This is a genomic window from Aeromonas sp. S2(2024) (genome assembly GCF_041402505.1).
GTDB lineage: Bacteria > Pseudomonadota > Gammaproteobacteria > Enterobacterales > Aeromonadaceae > Aeromonas > Aeromonas media.
Window position 1 is genome coordinate 183,333 of sequence record NZ_JBGLRL010000001.1, and the last position, 24,828, is coordinate 208,160.

The 24,828-nt window shown below is 58.5% G+C and carries 24 protein-coding genes, 1 tRNA gene, 1 pseudogene and 1 riboswitch; of the genes and pseudogenes, 15 read left to right on the forward strand and 11 right to left on the reverse strand.

Going from position 1 to position 24,828, the window contains the following annotated elements:
- Positions 1-3: 3 nt before the first annotated feature.
- Complete coding sequence (gene purU, locus ACB039_RS00840) at positions 4-840, reverse strand: formyltetrahydrofolate deformylase (protein WP_042650512.1); 837 nt, start codon at positions 838-840, stop codon at positions 4-6.
- Between the two features lie 209 nt (positions 841-1,049).
- Positions 1,050-1,196, forward strand: a riboswitch (FMN riboswitch).
- Between the two features lie 105 nt (positions 1,197-1,301).
- On the opposite strand from purU, the gene ribB reads away from it, so the two are divergent.
- Positions 1,302-1,955, forward strand: coding sequence for a 3,4-dihydroxy-2-butanone-4-phosphate synthase (ribB, locus tag ACB039_RS00845; protein ID WP_025327799.1), 654 nt, complete (start codon positions 1,302-1,304; stop codon positions 1,953-1,955).
- A gap of 222 nt (positions 1,956-2,177) precedes the next feature.
- Positions 2,178-2,420, forward strand: coding sequence for an Lpp/OprI family alanine-zipper lipoprotein (locus ACB039_RS00850; protein ID WP_025327798.1), 243 nt, complete (start codon positions 2,178-2,180; stop codon positions 2,418-2,420).
- Between the two features lie 132 nt (positions 2,421-2,552).
- On the opposite strand, the gene ACB039_RS00855 is transcribed toward ACB039_RS00850, so the two are convergent.
- Positions 2,553-3,401 (reverse strand): tetratricopeptide repeat protein, encoded by an 849-nt coding sequence (locus tag ACB039_RS00855; protein ID WP_268433463.1) that lies wholly within the window; start codon positions 3,399-3,401, stop codon positions 2,553-2,555.
- On the reverse strand, positions 3,398-4,120 hold the full coding sequence (locus tag ACB039_RS00860; protein WP_371164934.1) for a 4'-phosphopantetheinyl transferase superfamily protein: 723 nt from the start codon (positions 4,118-4,120) through the stop codon (positions 3,398-3,400). Before ACB039_RS00860 ends, ACB039_RS00855 begins: the two co-directional genes overlap by 4 nt.
- 276 nt (positions 4,121-4,396) lie before the next feature.
- On the opposite strand from ACB039_RS00860, the gene ACB039_RS00865 reads away from it, so the two are divergent.
- The 3 genes from ACB039_RS00865 to ACB039_RS00875 all read left to right on the forward strand — a co-directional run bounded on the left by ACB039_RS00865 (position 4,397) and on the right by ACB039_RS00875 (position 6,950).
- A complete protein-coding gene (locus tag ACB039_RS00865; RefSeq protein ID WP_041206201.1) occupies positions 4,397-4,885 on the forward strand; it encodes a C40 family peptidase in 489 nt (162 codons plus the stop codon).
- Positions 4,886-5,037: 152 nt separating this feature from the next.
- On the forward strand, positions 5,038-5,979 hold the full coding sequence (gene rlmF / locus ACB039_RS00870) for a 23S rRNA (adenine(1618)-N(6))-methyltransferase RlmF (protein ID WP_171272353.1): 942 nt from the start codon (positions 5,038-5,040) through the stop codon (positions 5,977-5,979).
- Between the two features lie 248 nt (positions 5,980-6,227).
- On the forward strand, positions 6,228-6,950 hold the full coding sequence (locus ACB039_RS00875) for a MaoC family dehydratase (RefSeq protein WP_042650508.1): 723 nt from the start codon (positions 6,228-6,230) through the stop codon (positions 6,948-6,950).
- A 60-nt stretch (positions 6,951-7,010) separates the two neighbouring features.
- Here ACB039_RS00875 and ACB039_RS00880 read toward each other — a convergent pair whose 3' ends face one another.
- Positions 7,011-8,009, reverse strand: a complete 999-nt coding sequence (locus tag ACB039_RS00880) for a DUF481 domain-containing protein (RefSeq protein WP_371164935.1) — start codon at positions 8,007-8,009, stop codon at positions 7,011-7,013.
- 21 nt (positions 8,010-8,030) lie between these two features.
- Positions 8,031-8,948: a L,D-transpeptidase family protein gene (locus ACB039_RS00885; RefSeq protein WP_371164936.1), complete on the reverse strand. Its 918-nt coding sequence runs from the start codon at positions 8,946-8,948 to the stop codon at positions 8,031-8,033.
- Positions 8,949-9,332: 384 nt separating this feature from the next.
- Here ACB039_RS00885 and ACB039_RS00890 point away from each other — a divergent pair.
- Positions 9,333-9,422 (forward strand) — tRNA-Ser (locus tag ACB039_RS00890).
- A gap of 141 nt (positions 9,423-9,563) precedes the next feature.
- Here the strand turns inward: ACB039_RS00890 and ACB039_RS00895 are convergent.
- Entirely contained in the window at positions 9,564-10,031 is a 468-nt protein-coding gene (locus ACB039_RS00895; protein WP_182785985.1) for an SIS domain-containing protein, read from the reverse strand.
- Positions 10,032-10,425: 394 nt separating this feature from the next.
- On the opposite strand from ACB039_RS00895, the gene nosR reads away from it, so the two are divergent.
- From nosR to ACB039_RS00935, 8 genes are all read left to right on the forward strand, one after another.
- Entirely contained in the window at positions 10,426-12,537 is a 2,112-nt protein-coding gene (gene nosR / locus ACB039_RS00900; RefSeq protein ID WP_232092297.1) for a transcriptional regulator NosR, read from the forward strand.
- A gap of 64 nt (positions 12,538-12,601) precedes the next feature.
- Positions 12,602-14,509 (forward strand): TAT-dependent nitrous-oxide reductase, encoded by a 1,908-nt coding sequence (gene nosZ, locus ACB039_RS00905; protein ID WP_021141192.1) that lies wholly within the window; start codon positions 12,602-12,604, stop codon positions 14,507-14,509.
- Positions 14,510-14,568: 59 nt separating this feature from the next.
- A complete protein-coding gene (locus ACB039_RS00910) occupies positions 14,569-15,888 on the forward strand; it encodes a nitrous oxide reductase family maturation protein NosD (RefSeq protein ID WP_171276594.1) in 1,320 nt (439 codons plus the stop codon).
- On the forward strand, positions 15,885-16,811 hold the full coding sequence (locus ACB039_RS00915) for an ABC transporter ATP-binding protein (protein WP_371164937.1): 927 nt from the start codon (positions 15,885-15,887) through the stop codon (positions 16,809-16,811). The genes ACB039_RS00910 and ACB039_RS00915 overlap by 4 nt, the downstream gene beginning before the upstream one ends.
- Positions 16,808-17,638, forward strand: coding sequence for an ABC transporter permease (locus ACB039_RS00920; RefSeq protein WP_005324386.1), 831 nt, complete (start codon positions 16,808-16,810; stop codon positions 17,636-17,638). The genes ACB039_RS00915 and ACB039_RS00920 overlap by 4 nt, the downstream gene beginning before the upstream one ends.
- Before the next feature lie 63 nt (positions 17,639-17,701).
- Complete coding sequence (locus ACB039_RS00925; RefSeq protein ID WP_231557522.1) at positions 17,702-18,208, forward strand: nitrous oxide reductase accessory protein NosL; 507 nt, start codon at positions 17,702-17,704, stop codon at positions 18,206-18,208.
- Between the two features lie 49 nt (positions 18,209-18,257).
- Positions 18,258-18,407, forward strand: coding sequence for a twin-arginine translocase TatA/TatE family subunit (gene tatA / locus ACB039_RS00930; RefSeq protein ID WP_371164938.1), 150 nt, complete (start codon positions 18,258-18,260; stop codon positions 18,405-18,407).
- A gap of 136 nt (positions 18,408-18,543) precedes the next feature.
- Entirely contained in the window at positions 18,544-18,861 is a 318-nt protein-coding gene (locus tag ACB039_RS00935) for a c-type cytochrome (RefSeq protein WP_041206196.1), read from the forward strand.
- Positions 18,862-19,261: 400 nt separating this feature from the next.
- On the opposite strand, the gene ACB039_RS00940 is transcribed toward ACB039_RS00935, so the two are convergent.
- From ACB039_RS00940 to ACB039_RS00950, 3 genes are read right to left on the reverse strand one after another with little or no spacing between them, the layout of a single operon-like run.
- On the reverse strand, positions 19,262-20,569 hold the full coding sequence (locus ACB039_RS00940; protein WP_371164939.1) for a TRAP transporter large permease: 1,308 nt from the start codon (positions 20,567-20,569) through the stop codon (positions 19,262-19,264).
- Positions 20,570-20,571: 2 nt separating this feature from the next.
- Positions 20,572-21,132, reverse strand: a complete 561-nt coding sequence (locus tag ACB039_RS00945) for a TRAP transporter small permease (RefSeq protein ID WP_371164940.1) — start codon at positions 21,130-21,132, stop codon at positions 20,572-20,574.
- 54 nt (positions 21,133-21,186) lie between these two features.
- Positions 21,187-22,197, reverse strand: a complete 1,011-nt coding sequence (locus tag ACB039_RS00950) for a TRAP transporter substrate-binding protein (protein ID WP_371164941.1) — start codon at positions 22,195-22,197, stop codon at positions 21,187-21,189.
- 273 nt (positions 22,198-22,470) lie between these two features.
- Between ACB039_RS00950 and ACB039_RS00955 the strand changes: the two genes are divergently transcribed.
- A complete protein-coding gene (locus ACB039_RS00955; RefSeq protein ID WP_371164942.1) occupies positions 22,471-22,929 on the forward strand; it encodes an IclR family transcriptional regulator C-terminal domain-containing protein in 459 nt (152 codons plus the stop codon).
- Between the two features lie 57 nt (positions 22,930-22,986).
- Here ACB039_RS00955 and ACB039_RS00960 read toward each other — a convergent pair.
- Positions 22,987-24,316, reverse strand: a pseudogene (locus tag ACB039_RS00960) (IS4 family transposase).
- A gap of 111 nt (positions 24,317-24,427) precedes the next feature.
- On the reverse strand, positions 24,428-24,610 hold the full coding sequence (locus ACB039_RS00965; RefSeq protein WP_371164943.1) for a hypothetical protein: 183 nt from the start codon (positions 24,608-24,610) through the stop codon (positions 24,428-24,430).
- Positions 24,611-24,828: the final 218 nt, after the last annotated feature.

A 24,828-nucleotide genomic window follows, 5' to 3' on the forward strand; every position in this document is an offset into this window, starting at 1 on the left:
GGGTTATTTGAACACCACCGTCTTGTTGCCGTAGACGAAGACCCGTTCGTTCAGCACCAGCTCCAGGGCCCGGCTCAGCACGGATTTCTCCACATCCCGTCCCGCCTTGGCCATGTCGTCGGCGCTGAAGGCATGGCCCACGTGGATCACGTCCTGCTCTATGATGGGGCCTTCATCCAGATCGTCGGTGACGAAGTGGGCGGTGGCTCCGATCAGCTTGACCCCGCGATCGAAGGCCTGACGATAGGGGCGGGCACCGATGAAGGCGGGCAGGAAGGAGTGATGGATGTTGATGAGCTTGCGCGGATAGGCTTCCACGAAGCTCGGGGTCAGCACCCGCATGTACTTGGCCAGGATCACGTAATCCGGCTGGTAGCCGTCGATGAGGGTGCGTACCTGCTCTTCATGCTCGGTGCGGCTGAGATCCTCATGGCTCACGGCATGGAAGGGGATGTCGAACTTGCCCGTCAATTCTGCGAGCGTGTCGTAGTTGCCGATCACCGCCACTATGTCCATGTCCAGCGCACCGGCATAGTTCTTCATCAGGATGTCGCCGAGGCAGTGGGTCTCCTTGGTGACCAGGATGACGATGCGCTTCTTGCCAGCCTTGACCAGTCTGCGCTGGGCACCTGCCGGCAGGGCGTCGTCGAGATCCGCCAGCAGGGTCTCGTCGTTGAAGCGACCCTCCAGTTCGGTACGCATGAAGAAGCGGCCGTTCTCGTGATCCACGAACTCGTCGTTCTTGTTGATGTTGAGCTGGTGCTTGTAGCAGATGTTGGTGATCTTGGCGATGAGCCCCTTGGCGTCGGGGCAATCGGTCAGCAGTATTTTCTTTTCCATCTCTGTCATGATTCCGTTTGTGGTGTTGGCGCCCGAGTCTGCGCAGGCTGCACGTTTTTGCTGGCACTATGCCATAAACAAAATCAGAAAGGACAGCGCGCCGTGCAGCTGAGTGGCAAGTCGCCAGTGGGGGGCGGTGCACTGCGTCCTATTCATCTTTGATGGGTTTTGGGCTGGTATCCTGCGTTTTTTTTCTTTAGGCTGTCTGCGCTTATTCTCAGGGCGGGGTGAAATTCCCCACCGGCGGTATCCCGATCTGACTCGGGGAGCCCGCGAGCGCCCGACCTAGGTCGGGGTCAGCAGATCCGGTGAGATGCCGGAGCCGACGGTCACAGTCCGGATGAAAGAGGATAAGACAGATATTGCAGTCATGGCTCCCTACGGGCCGGCTGCTGCATACCTATCTCTGTCTGCCTTTCCATGCCCTGATTCTGGTCCTTGTCTTATTTAGGAGTCTTACCATGAATCAGTCTCTACTCAGTGAATTTGGTGATCCCATTGCCCGCGTCGAAGCCGCGCTGGCCGCATTGCGTGCCGGTCAAGGCGTGCTGGTGGCCGATGATGAAGATCGGGAGAACGAGGGTGACCTCATCTTCGCCGCCGAGTCCATGACCAACGAACAGATGGCCATGATGATCCGCGAATGCTCCGGCATCGTCTGCCTCTGCCTGACCGACGAGCGGGTACGCCAGCTCGAGCTGCCCATGATGGTGGAGGCCAACTCCAGCCATTATCAGACCGCCTTCACCGTGACCATAGAAGCGGCCCAAGGCGTCACCACCGGCGTCTCCGCAGCCGACCGCATCACCACCATCCAGGCCGCCATCGCCGACGGTGCACGGCCATCGGATCTGCATCGCCCAGGACATGTCTTCCCGCTGCGTGCCCGCACCGGCGGCGTGCTGACCCGACGCGGTCATACCGAAGCCACGGTGGACCTGATGCAGCTGGCCGGTCTCAAGCCTTACGGGGTGTTGTGCGAGCTGACCAAGGCCGATGGCTCCATGGCCAGGTTGCCCGATCTGGTGGCTTTTGGCCGCCAGCACCGGATGCCGGTACTGACCATCGAAGATCTGGTGCAATATCGTCAAATGCTGTCTGAACGTTCAGCTTAAGCTTCATACGAAATTGTATTAAGGGCATTTTTTGGTTACGCTTGGTGCGAACCTCATCCAGAGCACTCGTTTTTGACTTAAATTTGCACAAAAAGTGTGCGTTTAAAAAAAATGAGGGTTTTAATGCATTTATCTGTGATGGGGCCTATCCAAACTCGTATTTATTTGTGCCATAATCACGCCGCTTGCTAAACGTCTGGCGAGTTAAAGGGAGCTTTAAAAATGAAGAAAATGTTGTTGGTAGGTGTTGTTGGTCTGTCTGCCCTGCTGGGCGGTTGTGCAAACACCAGCGAACTGGAAACTTCCGTTCAGAATCTGTCTAACAAAGTTGACCAACTGGCTCAAGATGTTAGCGCAGTTCGTGCTGATCAATCCAAGATGGCTGCTGATATCGCAACTGCTAACCAAGAAGCAGCTCGTGCTAACCAGCGCATCGACAACATGGCTACTTCCTACAAGAAGTAATCCATGCGAAAAAATGGCGCATTTCAATGCGCCATTTTTTTTGCCTGAAATTCGTCATTTCCCTTAATTACTGCTCTTCCTGCCTGAACAAGGCAATGCCGATTGCTCGGCATCCCCTGATTTCTTCATTGATTAATAAAGCAGGCTATAAAGCTTGCGACGATAACTCTGCGCAGCCGGATGTGCACCCATGGTGGTCAGAATATCGAGATAGATCTTCTTGGCGTCGCCAAACGCCATGTCGCGCTTGAGAATGTTGAACAGCAATGCCAGGGCCTCTTCCTGACGGCCAACCTGACTGTATAGCACCGCCAGCTCCTGAGTGAGGGCGCCGTCGTCCGGTGTCTCGGCATGACGCTGCTCCAGGGCGCGCAGCTCCGGGCTGTCGCTGGCTTGCAGCGCCAGGGCCAGGCGAGAACTCAGGGTCTGATAGTGATCATCCTGCGCCACCATGGGGACGGCTGCGAGCAGGGTCTGCGCTTCGTCCAGCAGCGCCAGATCCAGCGCCGCCTGCACCAGCCAGAGGCTGATGTCGTGACGCTCGGGCGCCAGTCGGTGGGCCTGAGTGAGGTGGGCATAGGCCACATCAGCCTGACCCTCAGTCAGGGCTTGCTGACCCTTCTCGAGCAGCAGCTCCTCTTCCTTGGGGGCGAAGGCGGCGAAGTACTGGCGCAGGGTGGCCTCATCTTGCGGGCCTTCCAGGATGGCCTGCTCGTCCGGGCGTCCCTGATGGAACAGCACCAGAGCGGGCAGCGCGCGCAGACCCAGCTGGCTGGCCAGGGGTTGCAGCTGGGGATCGTTCATGTCGACCTTGGCCAGGGTGACTGCGGGATTGGCCGGGCCGACCAGGGTCTCCACCAGCGGGGTCATGCCCTGGCACTCTGGCATCTGCGGGGCATGGAAATAGATGACGACCGGCTTTTTCATGGACGCATCGATCAGTTCGGCGTGGAAGTTCTGGGGATTGATGTCGACGATCATGAGGCTGACTCTCGGAAAATGGTGTGGATCAACATGGGGTCCAGGGGCGTGGATTTCAAGCGCTCATCCAGCAGGTAGCCATTGATCTGGCGAGTCGGGGCGGCGAGGCTCAGCCAGCCGCTGCCAAAATGCCAGTCCAGCACCAGATAGCTTCGGGAATCGAGCCGGTTGTCCAGCCGCCACCCCTCCTCCGGCACAAAGCGCACCTTGTCGAGCCCCGCGGCGATGCCGGCCCCCTGGGCTTTCAGCACTGCCTCCTTGCGTGACCAGAGCCGATAGAAGGCCGAGGTCTGCTCCCGGGATGGCAGGGCAAGCAGCCACTGATATTCCTCAGGGGCATAGAAACGCTGGGCCAATGGCAGGACGGGGCGCTGGCGCAAGCCCATCTCCACATCCACGCCGAGGGGACCTTGCTGGCAGAGGGCGAGCACCAGCCAGTCCCCGCTGTGGCTGAGGTTGAACTGCCAGTCATGGCTGACCAGCGTGGGTTTGCCGTGCTCGCCGGTGCGAAACATCAGCGCATCGGGCGGACAGCCCAGTCGCTCGGCCAGCAGGCGGCGCAACAGTATCCGGCCGAGCTGGTACTCGCGCTGGCGGCCAGGCTGGCGGATCTCATGCCAGTGGCGATATTCGTCCGGCGAGAGCTCTGATTGCAGCCCGATCAACTGCTCGGCGTCGATGAGCGCCGGTTTTAACAAATAGAGATCCGCATAGAGCATAATATTTCACTTTAAAATGAGGTCGAAACAGCGATAACGATCCGTTTTGACAGGGCAAAACCGGTACTTTTGCGATTGTATATTGTTTGGCCATGATCACATTAATCATGCAAAACAGTGCATTTCCTTGCAAAAATGTGAGGTCGATAGGGATTTTCGCTTGCCTCGATAGAATTCTTGGATATAGTCGGGTGCTGTTGCCTTATAAATTGCCCTGTCGGGCTGCATTTTAACAAGTTTCACTCTATTTGCGGGGATAAAGGATTGCGCCACCTGATGCTACTGCTGGTCGCGCTCGGAATGGTGGGTTGTGCTTCTGCACCCCAGCCCGAGGTCGCGAGCAAGATCGAGGTTTCCATGATGGAACCCGTGATTGAACCTGAAGTTTCACCCACACCAGATGTCAACGAAATCCTGACCGTATACAAAGAGTGGCGTGGCGTCCCTTACCGCATGGGGGGCAGCAGCCAGCGAGGCATAGATTGCTCCGCCTTCGCCCGTGAAGTGTTCCGCAATGCCGTCGGCATCGAATTGCCCCGCGATACCCGCTCCCAGGTTCATGAAGGCACTCGCGTTTCCAAGCAGGATCTGGTGGAAGGGGATCTGGTTTTCTTCAAGATCAACCGCCGCCTCAATCATGTCGGCATCTATGTCGGCAACGGTGAATTCATCCACGCCTCCACCCGCGCCGGGGTGACTCGCTCCAAGCTCGACAATGCCTATTGGCGCAGCAAGTTCTGGCAGGCACGCCGGATCGATATCTGAGTCAGGCTGGACAAACGGCTCGCAGTACGGACTGTTTTTCCAACCTCACTTGAACCGGGCTCCTCGAAGCCCGGTTTTTTATGGCCCTCGTTTAGACTTTCCGTGGCCGACTCTCTATAGTGTGGCCCCCTTCGATCCTCGGCAGGCCCAGCATGAAGACCCAGCACAAATCCGGATTGCACCCGCGCAATCGCCATCAGACCCCTTACGATTTTGACGCCCTCTGCCAGCGTACCCCCGAGTTGTTGCCCTTCGTGTTCGTCAACGAGCATGGCACCCGGACCCTGGATTTCGCCGATCCGGCCGCCGTCAAGGCGCTCAACCGGGCACTGCTGGCGCTGCATTATGGCATCCAGCACTGGGATCTGCCGCCGGGTTACCTCTGTCCTCCCATCCCGGGTCGAGTCGATTACCTGCACAGAGTGGCGGATCTGCTGGCCGAGAGTGCGGGGGAAGTACCAAGAGGCAAGGGGGTACGGGTGCTGGACATCGGCGTCGGGGCAAACTGCATCTATCCCCTGCTGGGGGCCCGTGAGTATGGTTGGCGCTTCGTGGGATCGGACATCGATCCCGTGTCGGTCAAGGCCGCGGCCCTGCTGGCGGCGAGCAATGGCCTGGGCAGCCAGATAGCGTGCCGCCATCAGGACAACTCCAAGCAGATCTTTCGCGGCGTCCTGGGTCCGAAGGAGCGCTTCGCCCTGACCCTGTGCAACCCGCCGTTCCATGCCTCGCTGGCGGAGGCGAGCAAGGGGACTGAGCGCAAGCTGCGCAACCTCGGCAAGGTGGTGACGGGGGCTCCCGTGCTCAACTTCGGCGGTCAGAAGGCGGAGCTCTGGTGCGAGGGCGGCGAGGCGGCGTTTCTGGCCGGCATGATAGAGCAGAGCAAGGCGTTTGCTGGCCAGTGTCTCTGGTTCAGCTCGCTGGTGTCAAAAAAGGAGAATCTGCCTGCCGCACGAAAGGCGCTGGCTCGGGTGGGGGCTCAGGATGTCAGGGTGATCGACATGGCGCAGGGCAACAAGGTGAGCCGGATCCTGGCCTGGAGCTTTCTGGACGAGGCGAGCCGAACCGCCTGGTGGTCTGCCCCCGGCCGCTGAGGAAAAAAGGGGGGGACCAAAAACCCCCAAACCATGCTCTTTGCCAGTTCCGAGGTTTTCCGTCTCGTTGCCGTCACGGTAATCGTTTTTCCGTTTTATATCTGCCCGTTTTTCCCTGGGTGTTAGTGACCACTTTCATCCTCGGTACAGTTGTACGCCGAGATTTTTTTGTACTTACCTGTGAAACTTTCATAAAATGGGACTGGTTAGACCTCTTTACAGGCTTAGAATCGAATAGGGATCGGTAGATGAAAGTTGTCGATTTTCTGAAGCACAAGCGCGAAATTCTGGCGCAGCACCCCTTTGAGCTCAAGGATTGGCTCTCTCCGGCGATCCGTGACTACTGGCGTGAGTTTCAGCAAAAGGCACACCTTCACCCTTTGCTGGGGCGAGTGCTGGATCTGCAGGCCGACCAGTCGCTGGTGCGGCAGCAGCGCGCATCCCAGGCTCAGGCGGTCAACAGCCAGCCGACCCTGATCGAAGAGAACCCGGTGGAACTGAGTGGCGAGGCTGCCACCCTGTACGTCGAGCTGCTGGCCCGGATCGGGGAAGAGACCCATGTGGGTGAGTGGTTGCAGATAAGCCAGGGGTTGATCGATCAGTTCGCGGCGGTAACCGGGGATCATCAATGGATCCACACCGACCCCGAGCGTGCGGCGGCCGAGTCGCCGTTCAAGACCACCATTGCCCACGGTTTCCTGACCCTGGCGCTGTTGCCCCAGCTGACCGGCTCGGTGGACGAGGCGACGCCGGAATTCCCGAGCGCCCGCATGGTGGTGAACTTCGGTCTGGAGCAGGTCCGCTTCCCCTATCCGATCAAGGTAGACAGCAACATCCGTGCCCGTACCAAGCTATCGAGAGTCACTCCTATCAAGGGTGGAATAGAGCTGCTCAAGGAGATCAAGATAGAGATCGAGGGGATCCGCCGCCCGGGTTGCGTCATCGAGTCGGTCACCCGTATCTATTTCTGACGCCCGTCCCTCACGGCGATACACAGGCCCACTTCGGTGGGCCTGTGTCGTTTCTGGGAGCTAGAAGCTGGCGCCCAGGGTGATGATGTGACGCCACTCCTTCTCGCTCACATCCATGTCCAGGCCGTGGTAGTCGAACCAGATATCGTCCCAATCCAGCTCGCTCGACCAGGAGAGGCGCAGGTGATCGTTGAAGTAGTACCTGAGCCCCAGGCCGCCGCTGACGGACTGTTTTCTGGTTAGATAGGGGGAGGGTTGATCGACGAACTTTTCATAGCTCCCCTTGCTGAACAGCTCAAACTTCTCCTGCCACAAGTCGAGGGGCTGGCGGTAGTCCCACCCGAGGCTGATGAAGGGATAGTTGATGATCCGTTCGTTGAACAGATCAGAGTTGCTCCACACCTCCGGCCTGAAATAGGCCCGCTCCAGACCGAGCTGACTGATCAACTCCAGGCGGCGCCGCTTGTCATTCCAGAAGCGGTAGCCGGGGCCCGAGGCGTAGTCTATTTCCAGATAGCCTGCCTCTATCAGGTTGTAGTCGATGTCGACGGAGGAACGCAGGAACCAGTGATCGTCGAAGAAGAAGTCGAGCTTGGGCTTGAGCTTGTATTCGTGGCTGTCGGTGACGTTGTTCGCCGTCTCGTAGATATATTCGCCATCCAGACTGTAGCGCCAGTCCAGATTGGCCAGCTCGGTGGAGACCTTGAGGTTGACGTTGTTGGTCTTCTTGGTGCTTTCCTTGAGCTTGATGTTGAGATCGCCGGTGCCGGTCAGGAGCCAGGCATTGACTTCGTCAGGGGAGTCCAGCAGCGGGATCCCCGTCTTGGTCAGCGGTTTCGGCTGCTCCTGTTTGTCCAGCCGCCAGCGTTTGATGGCATGGCGCTGGACGGTCAGGACTTCGCTGTAGGATGGCTTGATGCGGATCTGATCGTCCGTGATCTCTTCTATGGTACCGGTCAGGCGATCGCCGTTCTGCATCCACAGGATGTCCGCCATCGCGGCGGAGCCGGGCAGCAGGGTCAGCAGGAGCGTCAGCAGCGGAAGGCCGCATTTCGTCATGGTCATCTCCCGGGAGGGCACTTAGCCGCTGACGGGGCGGGGCAGCCCGTTCTTGTCGTCGAGCAGGGCGGTTACCCGGGCGCCGTCTATCTCCGGGGCCGCGATAAACTGCTCGACCTCGGGGGAGAGCACCAGGGGGGCACCTTCGGACATCTCCTCCTCGGTACGGGAAAGGGGGGAATGCACTTCCAGCCAGCGACGGCCATCGGGTTCCACCGCCACCTTGACCGGCTGGTTGATCACCTGCACCCGGGTACCGACAGGCACCAGGCCGAACAAGGTCTCTATGTCGTCGGGGCGCAGCCGGATGCAGCCCGCGCTGACCCGCAGACCGACCCCGAACTCCTTGTTGGTGCCGTGAATGAGGTAGTCCTTGTTGCCATAGCCCAGGCGCATGGCGAACTTGCCGAGGGGATTGTCCGGGCCCGGGGGCACCACGGCCGGCAGGTCTATGCCCTTTTGCTCCAGCCAGGACTTGCGCACCATGGGGCCGGGCACCCAGGTCGGGTTCGGGTTCTTCGCGATGACGGTGGTGGTCATCTCCGGCGTCTCGCGGCCGATGTCGCCGATGCCGATGGGCAACACCATCACCTCCGCCTTGCCCTTGGGGAAGTAATAGAGTCGCAGCTCCGGCAGGTTGATGACGATGCCCTCCCGCGGCACATCGGGCAGCAGCATCTGGGTCGGCAGGGTCAGCCGGGTGCCGGGGGATGGTAAATAGGGATCTACCCCGGGATTTGCCTCGAGCAGTGCCAAAAAGCCAATCTGGGTATGTTTGCCGACCAGTTCCAGGTGATCGCCAGGTTGGACTATGTAGTCTTCCAGCTCACCGATGAGACGGCTGTCCGCCGGCGGAAGAGGATAGGTTTTCGACCAGGCCGGTGTGGTCCAGAGGCTGACAGCCGCCAGCAGCAGTGAGACGATACGGAGATTGCGCATGGTTATTCCTATCGGCAGTTCTCGAGGGAAGCGCTTCCCTCCCAAAAAATGAGCAGAGATTGTCAACCAATCGACAGGGGATTACCAGCGCCAGACCGCGTCTCTCACGGGCCGGATGGAGGCATGTTGAGAGGCATTTTCGGCCCTCAGCCCCCTGTTTTTCAGGAAAAGGCGGATAATCCCGCGTCGGCGCCGAGGGAATAGGCCAAGAGACCACTCCTGACACTGAGGGAGCCGCTAGCTGTCTCAGCCAGCCTGGGCGTAGCAAGGGAAGGGGGGGGGGGGCGATTCGCCACAGGTTGACGGTTTAATAGCCAGTTGTCTGATCTGCAACGAGATTTACGTTGATTTCCCGCCTACGGTTGGGTCAATATGAGGGCCCGCGGAGAGATGCCGGAGTGGCCGAACGGGATTGACTCGAAATCAATTGTGGCAGCAATGCCACCCAGGGTTCGAATCCCTGTCTCTCCGCCACATATCAAACCCAGCCTGTTGATTAGGTTGGGTTTTTATTTTATCGGTTTTTCTGGTATGCAATCAGGATGGATTACCTTGGGCATCGACCCTGCCAGGCATCCACGGATTGCTGATACTTCCCTCTAGCAATCATATCAATCAAGGCAACGTAGCCTTGGCGCTATCCGAGATGGCTCCCGCCAGCTCCGGCCTAGTTTCCAATAGTTGTTGGCTCAACAGCTCGATCACCAGCATGGCACTTGTCTTTGAGTGAAATGAACCCGCTGTCAGCGGTCCTGCCGGTTTTGCCGCTACCAGCAACTGATCTGCGAGGGTGGCGAGCGGGCTGCGACGGGTATTGCTGAGCACTATGATGCTTGCTCCGTGTTCTTTGCCCAGTTGCACCGCATGCAGCAGATCTTTGGTCGAGCCAGAGCTGGAAACAGCTATTACCACATCCCCCAGTTTCAGACTGGTGGCATTCATCACAGCTCGATGCATATCGCTGAACTGTTGAGCTGAAATTCCCATACGCAGTAAGCGATAGGCTAGGTACTCCCCGATAATGGCATTCGCGGCAACACCACAGGCTTGGTGGACCTTCTCCAACAGTTCGGTACTTTGCACGAGAGCGTCCTTGCTTATCAGGGCGCCAGTATCACGCAGCGCCGCCACACTCTCCTCAATCTGTCGTGGTCAACTAAATCCGGGCACGGGGTTAGGCCGGTTTTCGGCTTTTGCTGGCGGTATCCCGTCATCGTCGATATGGGGGCGGATCGGACATAAGTGTGATGGCGATTTAAAATGGGTAATTCATTTGACTATTTAGGTTGACCTGCACTGACCATGAGATTTAAATGGTCACCATTGGCTGTCAACCTGCACTCAGCGGAGCGATTAGGGATGCCATGCCAGGTGGTGTTCCACTCATATTATTGCGGGAAGCAGGCATATGAAGTCGATGATGCGGTCAGAACCTTATCCATTGCTCTTGTCACACCGATTCTGGGGATTGCTGTCGATGGTCTTGCTGCTGAGCTTCTTCAGCACGGGCCTGCTGGCGAAAACCTATCCCGTTGAGCAGACTCGCATCGAGCAGTTTTTTCCGGGCGTCGTTATTTCCAAGGCCACCGGTCCCTATCAGGTTCGCACCCTGAGCAAAGAGGGCAAGCCGATAGGCTATGCCTTCCAGACCATCGATGTCGTGAATATTCCCGCCTACTCGGGCAAGCCCATCAACATGCAGATATTGCTCGACCCCAAGGGGGTGATTGTCGATGCCTATGTGCTCGAGCACCATGAGCCCATCCTGCTGATTGGTATTCCGGAAGCGAAGCTGCATGGTTTTAATGCCAGATATGCAGGCGTTGGAGTGAATCAACGAGTGGTGGTCGGCCACTCTAGCGATCCGGATGCGGTCACGATTGATGCCATCACCGGGGCGACAGTCACCGCCATGGTGGTCAACGAAATCGTCATGCACGCTGCGCACAAGGTGGCGCTGTCACTGAGTCTGGTCGAAGAGAAGAGCGGTGCGAAACCCAAGCCTGCCATGGTGCGCACCGATCGTTATGAGCCCGGAAACTGGGCGACGCTCACCGGCAACGGTGCCATCCGCCGGTTGCATCTGACCCGTGGCCAGGTCGATGCGGCGTTCAAAGGGACCGAGGCGCAAGACGTCGGCACTGCCACGGCCGAACAGGTTGATGATACCTTCATCGATCTCTACGTTGCGCACCTGAATCCCCCCTCCATCGGCCGCAATCTGCTGGGGGACAAACAGTTCCAGGTGCTGATGCAGACGCTCCAACCCGGCGAGCAGGCCGTCGCCGTGCTGGGCAGGGGGGAATACTCCTTCAAGGGGTCGGGTTATGTGCGCGGCGGCATCTTCGACCGGGTGCAACTGCGCCAGTTTGGCGACACCATCAGTTTCCGTGACTCGGATTTCCAGCGTCTCGACGATGTCTATGCAGAGGGAATGCCTGAGTTTGACGAGATGGCGATCTTTACCATCCGTGCCCATGCGGCATTTGATCCCGGCTCGCCCTGGAGCCTGGAATTGCTGGTGCGCCGCCAGACCGGTCCGGTCAAGGGGGTCTTCAGCAGTTTTGAGCTTGCTTACCAGTTGCCCGAATCCTATTTGACACGCCCCCTGCCGAGTGCCGAGGAGCTGGCCGCGGCCGAAGAGGCTGCGCGACCGCTGTGGGTGAAGATCTGGTACCAGAAGAGCGTGCAGATCGGCATCATCGGGCTTGCGCTGCTGCTGCTCACCACCATCCTGTTCTTCCAGGACAGGTTCACCCGGCGACCCCATTTTCTGCACTGGCTGCGCCGTGGATACCTGTTGTTCACCGTGACCTACATCGGTTGGTATGCGCTGGGACAGCTCTCGGTGGTCAATGTGCTGACCTTTGTCCATGCGCTGTTCCAAGATTTTCGCTGGGAGCTGTTCCTCACCGATCCCGTCCTCTTCATCCTCTGGACCTTCACAGCCGCCACCATTCTGCTCTGGGGCCGTGGCGTGTTCTGTGGCTGGCTCTGCCCGTTTGGCGCGTTGCAGGAGCTGATCAATGAGGCGGCGCGAAAACTGAAGGTCCGCCAGTTCGAACTTCCCTTTGCGGTGCACGAACGGCTTTGGGCCATCAAGTACATCATCCTGCTGGTACTTTTCGGCATCTCGCTGGAGTCGATGCAGATGGCCGAACAGGCCGCCGAAGTGGAACCCTTCAAGACGGCCATCATCCTCGGGTTCGATCGTCAATGGTGGTTCGTGTTGTACGCCGCGCTCCTGTTGGTGATCAACCTCTTCACCCGCAAGGTCTACTGTCGTTACATCTGCCCGCTGGGGGCTGCGCTGGCGATCCCCACCAAGCTGCGCCAGTTCGACTGGCTCAAGCGGCGCAAGGAGTGCGGCAGCCCCTGCCAGCTCTGTGCCAAGGAATGCGAGATCCAGGCCATCCACCCGGATGGGCGGATCAACGCCAACGAATGCCACTATTGCCTCGATTGTCAGATGACCTATCACAATGAGCGCAAGTGCTTGCCGTTAGTGATGAAAAACAAGCAGGCCAAACGTGGCGGCCAAGGACAGGTTGGTATTGAACGGATACCTGTCACCTCAATTGAAACCTGAACAATCAATAACCCTCGTGAGGCGAGTCCGTTCGCCCCGTCAAAAACGATAAAGGAGTCGGTTTATGAGTGATAAGTATCCTGAGAATGCCGAGCAGGAGTTGAGTCAAGGCGGCCTCAGCCGTCGCAGCTTCTTCAAGGGGGCTGGTGCCCTGACGGGGGCCGCGCTGGCCACCACGGCCTTTGGTGGCGCGGTGATGAGCCGGGAGAGCTGGGCCGCGGCCGTTTCCGAGGCCAAGCAGAACATTCATGTCGCGCCAGGAGATCTCGATGACTACTACGGCTTCTGGAGTGGTGGTCATCAGGGCGAGGTGCGGGTCCTGGGCATCCCCTCCATGCGTGAATTGATGCGTATTCCTGTGTTCAACGTCGATTCCGCCACCGGCTGGGGGCTGACCAATGAAAGCCGCCACATCATGGGCGAGAGCGTCAAGTTCCTGAACGGTGATTGTCACCACCCCCACATCTCCATGACCGACGGTAAATACGACGGCAAGTACCTGTTCATCAACGACAAGGCCAATAGCCGGGTGGCCCGCATCCGGTTGGACATCATGAAGTGCGACAAGATGCTGACGGTGCCCAACGTCCAGGCCATTCACGGCCTGCGCCTGCAGAAGGTGCCGTACACCAAGTACGTGTTTGCCAACGCCGAGTTCGTCATTCCCCATCCCAACGACGGCACCACCTTCGATCTGCAGGATAAAAACAGCTACACCCTGTTCAACGTCATCGACGCGGAGAAGATGGAGATGGCCTTCCAGGTGATTGTCGATGGCAACCTGGATAACACCGATGCGGACTACACCGGCACCTATGCGGCGTCTACCTGCTACAACTCGGAGAAGGCCTACGATCTGGGTGGCATGATGCGCAACGAGCGTGACTGGGTGGTGGTATTCAACATCCCGCGTATCGAGGCAGCCATCAAGGCCGGCAAGTTCGTGACGCTGGGTGACTCCAAGGTGCCGGTGGTTGACGGGCGGGAAGGCTCCGAACTGACTCGCTATATCCCGGTGCCAAAAAATCCCCACGGTTGCAACACCTCGTCCGACGGCAAGTACTTCATCGCCAACGGCAAGTTGTCACCGACCGTGAGCATGATCGAGATCGCCAAGCTCGACGATCTGTTCGCGGGCAAGCTCAAGGATCCGCGCGAGGTGATCGCGGCCGAGCCTGAGCTGGGTCTGGGTCCGTTGCACACCACCTTCGATGGTCGCGGCAATGCCTATACCACGCTGTTCATCGACAGCCAGGTGGTGAAGTGGAACATGGCCGACGCGGTGCGTGCCTATCAGGGCGAGAAGGTCGACTACATCAGACAGAAACTCGATGTGCAGTATCAACCCGGCCACTTGCATGCGTCCCTGACGGAAACCAGCGAAGCCGATGGCAAATGGTTGGTGGCGCTGTGCAAGTTCTCCAAGGACCGTTTCCTGCCTACCGGCCCGCTCCACCCGGAAAACGATCAGCTGATCGACATCTCCGGTGAGGAGATGAAGCTGGTGCATGATGGTCCCACTTTCGCCGAGCCCCACGACTGCATCCTGGCCCGCCGGGATCAGATCAAGACCCGCAAGCTGTGGGATCGCAAGGATCCTTTCTTCGCACCCACCGTAGAGATGGCGGCAAAAGACGGCGTCAAGCTGGAGACCGATAACAAGGTGATCCGCGATGGCAACAAGGTGCGGGTCTACATGACCTCGATGGCCCCGGCCTATGGGATCACCGAGTTCAAGGTCAAGCAGGGGGATGAAGTCACGGTGGTGATTACCAACATCGATCAGATCGAGGATGTCAGCCACGGCTTCGTCATGGTCAACCATGGCGCCAGCATGGAGATCAGCCCGCAGCAGACGTCCTCCATTACCTTCACCGCCGATAAGCCGGGCCTGCATTGGTACTATTGCAGTTGGTTCTGTCATGCACTCCACATGGAAATGGTTGGTCGCATGCTGGTCGAGCCAGCCTAACCATAGTGTCGGGTGGTGCCGATGGCATCGACACCACCCGAATATCCAGGATCCAGGACATGAACCCTCTATCGGTATTACCGACCTTGCCAAGGCAGGTCCGGAGCACTGTTGCGCTGTTGGTGCTGGGATGTTCCTGCATTGGTGCGGCCTTTGCGGCACCTCAATCCATTCGTTCCCTGCCTCTGCAATCCGATGGAGAGGCGCGTTGGCGTCTGCCTGCCGGAGAGTACCGGGGGCAGTTCCGTATTGAAGAATCCCTGATGCTCCGTTGCGAGGCGGGGGCGGTGATCAATGCTGAAGGGGAGGGCAATGCCCTCACTATCGCGGCGCCGAACGTGACGGTGCAGGGCTGTACTCTGACCAACTGGGGTAGCAACCTCACCAAGCTCAATGCCGCTGTCTTCATCCAGCGGGAAGCCAGCCACGCCAAGGTGCAGGCCAATCGGATGCAAGGACCGGCCAGCGGGATCTGGGTGGATGGCACGAGCAACGTCAGCCTGCTGGATAACGTGATCGAGGGAGAGCTGCGACTGCGTTCGCAGGATCGTGGCAATGGCATTCATCTCTATGCCGTGCACGGGGCGCGGGTCATCGGTAATCGGGTACGCCACGCCCGTGATGGCATCTATATCGATACCTCCAACGGCAACAGCCTCGAAGGCAATCAGCTGGAAGATCTGCGCTACGGCATTCATTACATGTTTTCCAACGACAACCGGGTGATCGGCAACCTGACCCGCCGCACCCGCACCGGTTATGCACTCATGCAGAGTCGCAAGTTGACCGTGATCGGCAACCGTTCCGAGCAGGATCAGAACTACGGGATCCTGATGAACTACATCACCTATTCCACCCTCAGGGACAATCTGGTCACGGAGGTTCGTGACGGGGGCGCGGGCGAAGGCATGATCTCCGGTTCCGAGGGCAAGGCGTTGTTTATCTACAACTCGCTCTTCAACCGCATCGAGCACAACCGTTTCGAGCGCAGCGCGCTGGGAATCCATCTCACTGCGGGATCGGAAGACAACCTCATCAGCGACAACGCCTTTATTAACAATCGGCAACAGGTCAAATATGTCGCCTCCCGGCGGCAGGAGTGGTCGGTGGCGGGCCGCGGCAACTACTGGAGCGATTATCTGGGCTGGGACCGTAACAACGACGGGTTGGGAGAGGTGGCCTACGAACCGAACGACAACGTGGACAGGCTGCTCTGGCGCTATCCGCAGGTCCGACTGCTAATGAACAGCCCCGGTATCGAGGTGTTGCGCTGGGCCCAGCGTGCCTTCCCCATCATCAAATCTCCCGGCGTGCAGGATAGCTACCCGCTGATGCAGCCTCCCGCCATCGCCCCTCATCCACAGGAGAACCCCTCATGAACGCGGTCGACATTCAGGGCGTACACCAGCGCATCGGTGGCATGACCATATTGCAGGACGTGAACCTGAGCCTGCAGGAAGGTGAGGTGCTGGGGCTGTTCGGCCATAACGGTGCGGGCAAGACTACCAGCATGAAGCTGATCCTCGGCCTGTTGAGCCCGAGTGAAGGGCGGGTGCAGGTACTCGGCGGTCAGCCACAGGATCTCAACGTGCGCCGTCAGCTCGGTTATCTGCCGGAAAACGTAACCTTTTATCCACAACTCACGGGGTGGGAGACCCTCGCCCATTTTGCCCGTCTGCGGGGTGCGGCCTCCCAGCAGGTAGTGGAGTTGCTGGACCAGGTCGGGCTCAGCCATGCGGCGGCGCGTCGGGTGAAGACTTACTCCAAGGGGATGCGTCAGCGGCTCGGTCTGGCCCAGGCACTGCTTGGCGAGCCGCGTCTGCTGTTGCTCGATGAACCCACGGTGGGGCTGGATCCCATCGCCACCCAAGAGCTCTATCAGCTGATCGATCGCCTGCGCCAGGGGGGCACCAGCATCATCCTCTGCTCCCACGCGCTTGCCGGGGTGGAGGCCCACCTCAATCGTGTCGCCATTCTGGCCGGTGGCCGCTTGCAAGCCGTGGGTGATCTCGCCCAGTTGCGCGCCGACACTGGCTTGCCGGTGCGGATGCGCATCCACGGATTGGAGGATGGCAGCCATTGGATTGGCCGCTGGCGGGAGGCCGGCCATCAGGCTCGCTTGCTCGATGCACAGAGTGTGGAAGTGGTGGTGCACAACGGCCACAAGCTGGCGTTGCTGCGCGAGTTACTGGGGGAATGCGAGCCCGGTGACATAGAGGTGCATCAACCTTCGCTGGAAGATCTCTATTGCCACTACATGGCGCGAGCCGATCAGGCGAACCGGAAGGAGGTACGGCCATGAATCAGGTCTGGAACATTGCCCGCAAGGAGTTCAGCGATGGTCTGCGCAACCGCTGGCTACTGGCCATCAGCCTGCTGTTTGCGGTGCTGGCGGTCGGCATTGCCTGGCTCGGTGCTGCCGCCTCCGGCCAGCTGGGATTTACCTCCATTCCCGCCACCATCGCCAGTCTGGCGAGCCTTGCGACCTTCCTGATGCCCCTCATCGCCTTGCTGCTGGCCTATGACGCCATTGTTGGCGAGGAGGAGAGCGGCACTCTGATGCTGCTGCTGACCTATCCCCTCGGCCACGGCCAGATCCTGATGGGCAAGTTTGTCGGTCACGGCCTGATCCTGGCACTGGCGACCCTGCTCGGTTTTGGCTGCGCCGCCCTGGCCATTGCCGTGCTGGTGGAGGATATCTCCCTCTCCACCCTGGTCTGGGCGTTCGGCCGTTTCATGGTGTCATCCACCCTGCTGGGCTGGGTCTTCCTCGCCATGGCCTATGTACTGAGCAGCAAGGTCAGCGAGAAGTCCCGTGCCGCCGGGTTGGCGCTGGGCGTCTGGTTCCTGTTCGTACTGGTGTTTGATCTGCTGCTGCTGGCACTGCTGGTGCTGAGCGAGGGCCATTTCAGCGCCACCCTCTTGCCCTGGCTGCTATTGCTCAATCCGGCCGATATCTATCGGCTGATCAACCTCTCCGGTTTCGAAGGGGAGAGTGGCGGGTTGGGGGTGCTCTCCCTCGGGAGTGAATTGCCCTTTTCTACCGACATGCTTGGGTTCTGCCTGTTGTTGTGGGTCGGCGTGTCGCTGTGGCTGGCTTATGCCGTGTTTCGTCGTCGCTCGGTCTGAGCCGGGTATAACAAGGATAGTAATATGCTGAATTCAAATAATTTTTATCTTAAAGGCAGCCTGATGGCCCTGCTGCTGGCGCTGGCCGGTTGCAACGATGTCGACTCGAACCCGCACGTTTATGATCCCGTTGCCTTTCACTCCGGCGACGAGTGCCACATCTGCGGCATGGCGATCACCGGCTTTCCCGGCCCCAAGGGCGAGGCGGTGGCTAAACAGGGTGCGATGAAATTCTGCTCTACGGCCGAGATGTTTGGCTGGTGGCTGCAACCGGAGAACCGGGAACAAGATGTCACCCTGTATGTGCATGACATGGCACGCTCGACCTGGGAAAAACCGGATGATGATGCCCTCATCGATGCCCGACAGGCCTTTTATGTCGTCGGCGCCAACCTGAAGGGGGCCATGGGGGCTGCACTGGCCTCATTCGCCCGCGAGGAGGATGCCGAAAGGTTTGCAACCAGCCAGGGCGGCAGGCTGGTGCGGTTCGAGCAGATAGATCTTGCCTTGCTGCAACCTGATCCCCAGTCCCATCCAGCTGAACCGCACGGCAGCCCGGCGGCCCATTGATAGGCTTTTTCACCCCTTATCACTCATTACATCGCAGGAGGATGCTCCCATGATGGGGATCAGCGTTTGGAAGCTCTTGATTATTCTCGCCATTGTCATCGTGTTGTTTGGTACTGGACGCCTGAGTGGCATCGGTTCGGATCTGGGCAAGGCCGTGCGGGGATTTCGTAACATGCTGGGCGAAAAAGAGAACCAGTAAGAAAACACCATCCGGTTACCCCCAATCTCTGCAGCCTTTGGTCGCGTCGGGCCGTCAGCATGACGGAGTGCGGGATGCGAGTAGCCGGATACCAAGCGGGGCATTGCTGCCTCCATCAACATAAGGAAATACCAATATGAAAAGAAACGTGTTTTCACTGCTTGTCCTGGGGGCTGCTGTTTGTCTGCAACCGGCCATGGCAACTGACGGCGAGACGTTATTCAAGAGCAAGCCTTGCGTGGGTTGCCACATGGTGGATGCCAAGCTGGTCGGCCCCTCATTCAAGGAGGTCGCGGCCAAGTATGACGGGCAGGCAGACGCGGCCACCCTGTTGGCAGGCCGCATCAAGAACGGTACCCAGGGCACCTGGGGGGCAGTGCCCATGCCTGCCAACGCCGTCACAGAAGAGGAGGCCAAGACCTTGGCCGAATGGGTGCTCAGCCATAAAAAATAACAAGTCGCTTGCACTGAAGCTCGGTGTGAATGCTGATGGTGGTATCGGGCACGTTGTGGTGGCGGTGTAGCTTGGTCAGTTGTTCCGGGAGTCCGGTCGGGTTCGCTTGCCGACCCCGATAGCGCCGGGCGTGCATGGCCCTGAACACCCCGATATTTGGTATCGGGTTGCAGTCTCTCCGATTGATCTTGAGGAGACAGTGTCCAATTACTGGTTTGATAGCGGTTTTCTGCAGAGCGAGCCCCCCGTTATTTGAAGGCAGCACAGCAGGCGTTCAGAATCAAAAGCCTATAAAAACAATGCCAGTCAGACTTCTTTGACTGGCATTGTGGTCGTTATTCGTCTTGGTTTGAACTTGCTTCATTTACGTAATGAATACCTCATTCCGCTATGAAACGTTCTATCCTACTAGCCCCATTGCCTTGGGTAGTGCCATTGAGATAGCCGGCATATAGGTGACCAGCATCAGTACAAGCACGATGACCGCGAAGAAGGGTAGCAGCGGCTTGATGACCCCCTCTATTTTTATCTCTCCTATCTTGCAACCGGTGAACAGGATCGGGCCCACCGGTGGCGTGATGGTGCCCAGAGAGAGGTTGAAGATCATCATGATGCCGAACTGTACCGGATCCATGCCGAACTGGGTGCAGATAGGTAGGAAGATGGGGGTGAAGATCAGCACAGCAGGGGTGGGGTCCATGAAGGTGCCCACCAGCAACAGCACCAGGTTCATGATCAGCAGGATGAGCAGGAAGCTGTCGGTGAAGGAGAGCAGACCCGAGGCGATCAGGGTCGGGATCTTGGTGAACGCCATCACCCAGGACATGATGGAGGAGGTGGCCAGCATCAGGATCACGATAGCGGTCATCTTGGCGGTGGCCAGGAAGATCGCGGGCAGATCGGCTGCCTTGATGTTCCGGTAACAGATGCCGAGGGCCAGTGAGTAGACGACGGCGATGGCGGAGGCCTCGGTCGCAGTGAAAATCCCACCCAGAATGCCGCCGATCACCACCACTATCATCATCAGGCTGGGAATCGCATCCAGCAGTAGCTTGAGGCGCAGACCCTTGAGAGAGCCCTTGTCTGCCACATAACCGCGGCGCTTGGCGATGAAACCTGCCACCAGCATGACCCCCAGACCCCACAGGATGCCGGGAATATAGCCTCCCATGAACAGGGCCGTGATGGAGACGCTGCCCGCCACCGTGGCGTAGACGATCAGGGAATTGCTCGGCGGAATCAGCATGCCGGTTGGGGCCGAAGCGATATTGACTGCGGCGCTGAAGGCGGGATCGTAATTGTCCTTCTTCTGGATGGGGGACATGATGCCGCCTATCGCCGCTGCGGAAGCGACGCCTGAGCCGCTGATGGAGCCAAACAGCATGTTGGCGACCACGTTGGTCTGGGCTAGGGGGCCGGGCAGGAAGTTGCTGATGATCTTGGCGCAGTTGATCAGGCGGATGGCGATGCCGCCGTTGTTCATCAGGTTGCCGGCCAGGATGAAGAAGGGGATGGCCAGCAGTGCGAAGGAGTCCAGACCGACGAAGACCCGCTGGGCCGAGGTCAGGATGGCGCCATCAAACGGCAGGATCAGCGCCATGGCCAGGAAGGACGAGAGCCCGATGCTGATGCTGATGGAGGTGCCGATAAACAGCATAAAAAAGGCACCAATGAACATCACCAGTGCGACAACAACCGCAATATCCATGGTTATACCTTTTGCTTGAAGGAGAGTTGTCTGGCCAACCCATACTGGTTGTACAGGCAGTAGAAGACGGTTAGCACGCCGCACAGGGGGATGGCGGCATAGATGACCCCGATGGGGATCTGCAGCGCTGAGTCGAGTTGCCCCATCTGGCGGCTCATCCCGATGTAACCACCGACGGTCAACACCAGTAGAGCAAAGGTGGCGGTGGCCAGTTCGCCGAGCATCTCCATCATGATGCGAACCTTGTGCGACATGCGATCGCGCATGAAGGTGATTGCCATGTGCTCGCGCAGACCAAAGACATAAGCGCTACCGATCAACACCAGCCAGATGAAGAGGTAGCGGGAAAGTACCTCGCTCACGGCACTCGGGCTGTTGAGCAGATAGCGGGTTGCCACCTGATAGGTGACCAACAAGGTCATCAAGGCGACGATGGCAATACATAAAAATGAAACGGCGACATCCACTTTCTGCTTGAACCCGGTCAGGGAGGCATAGAGACCACCCTGACTCGGGGGCTCGTGATGAGCGGGGTGAGGCGCCAAATATTGAGCGGATTTCATGATGGATCCTTATAAGAGGGGGGCCACCATGGCAGCCCCTGACAACCGCAGACATTAGTTGGCCAATGCACGGATCTTGGTGAAGATGTCTTTCTGCTCCGGGGTGATCAGCAGGGTCTCTTGCAACGGTTTGCAGCGCTCCTGGAAAGGTGTGATATCCACTTCGATGAAGGTGGCTCCTTGGTTGGTGGCCGTCTGCTTGGCGGTTGCCAGCGCTTGGGCGAAGAGCTCGAATTCGGTCGCAGTGCTCTCCTTGGCTAGCTTGCGGAAGGTCGCCTGATCGGCGGCATCCATCTTGTTGAGGAAGCTTTCGTTGGCTACCAGCAGATCGGCCACCATCACGTGGCGGGTATAGGAGAAGTACGGCGCCACCTCGTATTGCTTCAGGTCGGCGTAAGTGATCTCGTTGTTCTCGGCTCCATCAAGTACCCCCTGCTGGATGGCGGAGTAGACTTCCCCCTGACCCATGGGGACGCCGGTTCCCCCCATGCAGGTCAGCATCTTGACCATGGTGTCGGACTGCATTACCCGGATCTTCTTCCCTTTCATGTCTCCCGGGGTCTTGATGGGGGCACCCTTGACGTACATGCTGCGGGCCCCTGCGGTATAGGCGGTCATCACCTCGAAGCCATTGCCCTTGGTGGAGCTGAACAGGGCATCCAGGGTGCCGCCGGTGAACACCTTGCGCTGGTGTTCCGGATTGTCATAGATGTAGGGCATGGCCAGCACGGAGAAATTCTTGTTGAAATTCTCGACCAGGGGATTGGCAACCACGGCTAGCTGGATGGCGCCGGACTGCACCAGCTCCAGTGCCGCGCGTTGATCTCCTAGCAGCTCATTGGGGTGAATTTCCAGCTTGTATTTCCCACCAGTGGCAGCTTCCAACTTCTGGCTGAAATCCTCGAGGGCCTTGAACTGGGGGTTGTGTTCGGACTGGTTGAAGGCCGTCTTCAAGATCACGGGACCAGTAGCCTTGCCGTCTTCACCACATCCCGCCAGCAGCAGACTCGCGACGACTACTGTGCCAATCAGAGACAATTTGGGCAGGGCATTCATTGTACGCATGTGTGATCCCTTCTGGGTTTGGTTATTTTGATGATGTTCATGCTACGCGAATCCGGTGCCATTTCAGTGATCAATCTCAATTTAATGAAACGGTGTTCCTAATTTTAGGGTGTGACTGGTCAAGTTTTGTGATTTAAGTTTTTTGGGATTTTAATGCGGTTTATGTGAGGTCCAGATGCCTTTTTCGGAGAGAAAGGGGAGTCAAGGCTCCCAAGAGACCACGAAATGACGTCGACGGAGTGGCAGTCGACCAGTAGCTGCTGCAGGTTCAGGATGCTGGATGAAGACAGCATCGTCTACCTGCACAAGATCGATTCTGAATACAACCTGCGGATGTATTCCCGCATCGGTCGCCGCCGCCCGCTCTACAGCACCTGCTTTGGCAAAGTGATGATGGCCTGGCTGCCGGAGACAGAGGTGCGTGCCATGCTGGCCGGGGTGACCTTTGAGCGTTTAACTGAGCACACCCTGGCGGATGTCGATGCCCTGCTGGTGGAGTTGGCTCAGGTGCGCGAGCAAGGTTATGCAGAAGACAGGGAAGAGATGGATCACGGCCTGCGTTGCTTTGCTGTACCTATCTACAGCCGCATGGGACGGATCATCGCAGGGTTCTCCCTATCACTTTTCCATGAGGAAGACAAGGCCGATCTGGTGGCTCAACTGTACGAGGCTGCGGCCAGGATCTCTACGGGTCTCGACTTCCACGACTACCCTTTCGGTAACCACGGTTAAGACTGGTGGTATCCACCCAGTATCAAAAAGAGCGGGCTTGAGCCTAATGCCAGTCAGTTAAGCCTGACTGGCATTGTTTTTACTGGCTTTTTTCACCGCATACTTCTGGGGCCTTGCCTTCACGCAGCGCGGATAACTTCGCTCCCTGCGCTGAGGCAAAATGAACTGCCCTGCCTGCTGCTCCAGCTCAGCCACTCGCCTTGGGATGTTGCCCGGCGACACATACGGCATCGCGCTCAGTTCATGGATGAGGTACACCGACGCCATGTGAAAACTCAGCTGGCTCGCCGTGTATCCCTTCAGGCTCGCCGCCATCTTCATCATCTGACTGCGTAGCAGGTTGTACGCCAGCAGCACGCCCCACAACTCTTGCCGTATGCCCGCCGCCTTCTTGCTGCGCAGGGTCAGCTTGTGCTGTTGCAGGCTGTGTTTCATCTCCCGATACCCCAGCTCGATTTCCCAGCGATGACCATAGAGCGTGACGATGTCCGCCCCCGGGAAGCGCATCGGGTCGACCATCGAGGTCAGCACCTGTCGCGCCTTGCCGTTGATGGTTCGGGTCAGCAGTCGGGCCACCATCGTCGCGGGTAACTGCGGCCATTTATTCCTCGCCTGCGGGCTGGTCTTGAGCTGCACCAGCGCATCCTGGCGCCCCAGTTTGCGGACCACGTCGTACTGCGTACCACTGCTTGAGTGGCAGTAGCCAGTGCCGCTCACGGCCCGTCGTCTGCCAGGCATGGAGCAGCCCGAGCGAGTAGAAGCCCTTGTCGAACAGGGTCAGCGAGTGGTCTGGTGTGCGTTCAATAAGCTGCTCTGCCAGCACCATCTCGCTGACGGCGCAGCTCTCCATCACGGCCTGGGTGAGCAGATGGCTGGTCAGCGCCATCTGGCAAAGCAGGCGTACCTGCGGATATGCCGTCTCGCCCTGCCGGGTCTTGGGTTTGGCGAAGGCCGCCGTGTTCTCGGCGGTGTCGGGGGTACGCCACATCACCCCATCGACGGCCAGCAGTTGCAGGCCGGCCCAATCCGGGTGGTGAGACGGTTGATACCAACGGGCAGCGGTCTCGTGGAACAGGGGCTCGATGCTTTTATCCCCGAGCTTCTGACGGGCTTGCAGAAAGGCGCTGGGGACGACGAAGGGGCGCTCGCCCGGCAGCAGGATATCGAGCTGATTGACGAGCTGGGTCATGGGAACGTGGCGGAACATGGCCATGCCGATGATGGCCCAGACCAGCCGCTCCATGGGCATGCGGCGACGGCGCAGAGTAGCGCCCTCTTCTTCATGGAGCAGGGCGGTAATCAGCGCGGGAGGAATGAGGTCCGAGAGTGAGTCAAACTGAGCAGCATTGCTGGCGTGAAGGAAGTCGAGAGCCTGTTCGATACGCATAAAAAATCCGAAACCAAATCAACTGGTTTCGGATTTTTGCATTTCAGGAGGATCGGTCAATGGATCCTTAACTGATCGACATTACAGGCTTGAGCCTGCTCTTTTGCATTGTTACACCCTGTGAATGGCCAGATTCACCAGAGCCAGTAGGGTATCTGCTTTGCTGACATCGGCTTTGAGGTTCTGGAAGCGACGACCGATGGCCTCGATCTTGGCGATGTTATCCGTGGGTTCGACGATGTTGATGCAGACGATGTCACACCGGTTTCTGGAAAGCCCAGTGCCCTGGCTCAAATCTGTGTCACAACCGATGGCGATGGCGACCTTACGTTCAGATCGAATGAATCAAGAGTCATGCTGTTACCTCTAAGCCACGGTCCGGTATGGCATCTAGTGTCACGCACGAGCCGCCACCTTGGCGGCTCGTGATAGTGATGTCGATTAGCACATGTCCTTGACAGCCATATGATCCATGTCACCGAACAGCTGACGACAACCACCCAACCGATGAT

Coding starts and splice junctions, on each gene's coding strand:
- rlmF (WP_171272353.1), top strand. CDS start 5,038: ATGAAGACCCAGCACAAATCCGGATTGCACCCGCGCAATCGCCATCAG.
- ACB039_RS00910 (WP_171276594.1), top strand. CDS start 14,569: ATGAACCCTCTATCGGTATTACCGACCTTGCCAAGGCAGGTCCGGAGC.
- tatA (WP_371164938.1), top strand. CDS start 18,258: ATGATGGGGATCAGCGTTTGGAAGCTCTTGATTATTCTCGCCATTGTC.
- ACB039_RS00920 (WP_005324386.1), top strand. CDS start 16,808: ATGAATCAGGTCTGGAACATTGCCCGCAAGGAGTTCAGCGATGGTCTG.
- purU (WP_042650512.1), bottom strand. CDS start 840: ATGGAAAAGAAAATACTGCTGACCGATTGCCCCGACGCCAAGGGGCTC.
- ACB039_RS00855 (WP_268433463.1), bottom strand. CDS start 3,401: ATGATCGTCGACATCAATCCCCAGAACTTCCACGCCGAACTGATCGAT.
- ACB039_RS00945 (WP_371164940.1), bottom strand. CDS start 21,132: ATGAAATCCGCTCAATATTTGGCGCCTCACCCCGCTCATCACGAGCCC.
- ACB039_RS00940 (WP_371164939.1), bottom strand. CDS start 20,569: ATGGATATTGCGGTTGTTGTCGCACTGGTGATGTTCATTGGTGCCTTT.
- ACB039_RS00875 (WP_042650508.1), top strand. CDS start 6,228: ATGAAAGTTGTCGATTTTCTGAAGCACAAGCGCGAAATTCTGGCGCAG.
- ACB039_RS00935 (WP_041206196.1), top strand. CDS start 18,544: ATGAAAAGAAACGTGTTTTCACTGCTTGTCCTGGGGGCTGCTGTTTGT.
- nosZ (WP_021141192.1), top strand. CDS start 12,602: ATGAGTGATAAGTATCCTGAGAATGCCGAGCAGGAGTTGAGTCAAGGC.
- ACB039_RS00865 (WP_041206201.1), top strand. CDS start 4,397: ATGCTACTGCTGGTCGCGCTCGGAATGGTGGGTTGTGCTTCTGCACCC.
- ACB039_RS00915 (WP_371164937.1), top strand. CDS start 15,885: ATGAACGCGGTCGACATTCAGGGCGTACACCAGCGCATCGGTGGCATG.
- ACB039_RS00955 (WP_371164942.1), top strand. CDS start 22,471: ATGCTGGATGAAGACAGCATCGTCTACCTGCACAAGATCGATTCTGAA.
- ACB039_RS00950 (WP_371164941.1), bottom strand. CDS start 22,197: ATGCGTACAATGAATGCCCTGCCCAAATTGTCTCTGATTGGCACAGTA.
- ACB039_RS00880 (WP_371164935.1), bottom strand. CDS start 8,009: ATGACGAAATGCGGCCTTCCGCTGCTGACGCTCCTGCTGACCCTGCTG.
- ACB039_RS00885 (WP_371164936.1), bottom strand. CDS start 8,948: ATGCGCAATCTCCGTATCGTCTCACTGCTGCTGGCGGCTGTCAGCCTC.
- ribB (WP_025327799.1), top strand. CDS start 1,302: ATGAATCAGTCTCTACTCAGTGAATTTGGTGATCCCATTGCCCGCGTC.
- nosR (WP_232092297.1), top strand. CDS start 10,426: ATGGTCTTGCTGCTGAGCTTCTTCAGCACGGGCCTGCTGGCGAAAACC.
- ACB039_RS00860 (WP_371164934.1), bottom strand. CDS start 4,120: ATGCTCTATGCGGATCTCTATTTGTTAAAACCGGCGCTCATCGACGCC.
- ACB039_RS00925 (WP_231557522.1), top strand. CDS start 17,702: ATGGCCCTGCTGCTGGCGCTGGCCGGTTGCAACGATGTCGACTCGAAC.
- ACB039_RS00850 (WP_025327798.1), top strand. CDS start 2,178: ATGAAGAAAATGTTGTTGGTAGGTGTTGTTGGTCTGTCTGCCCTGCTG.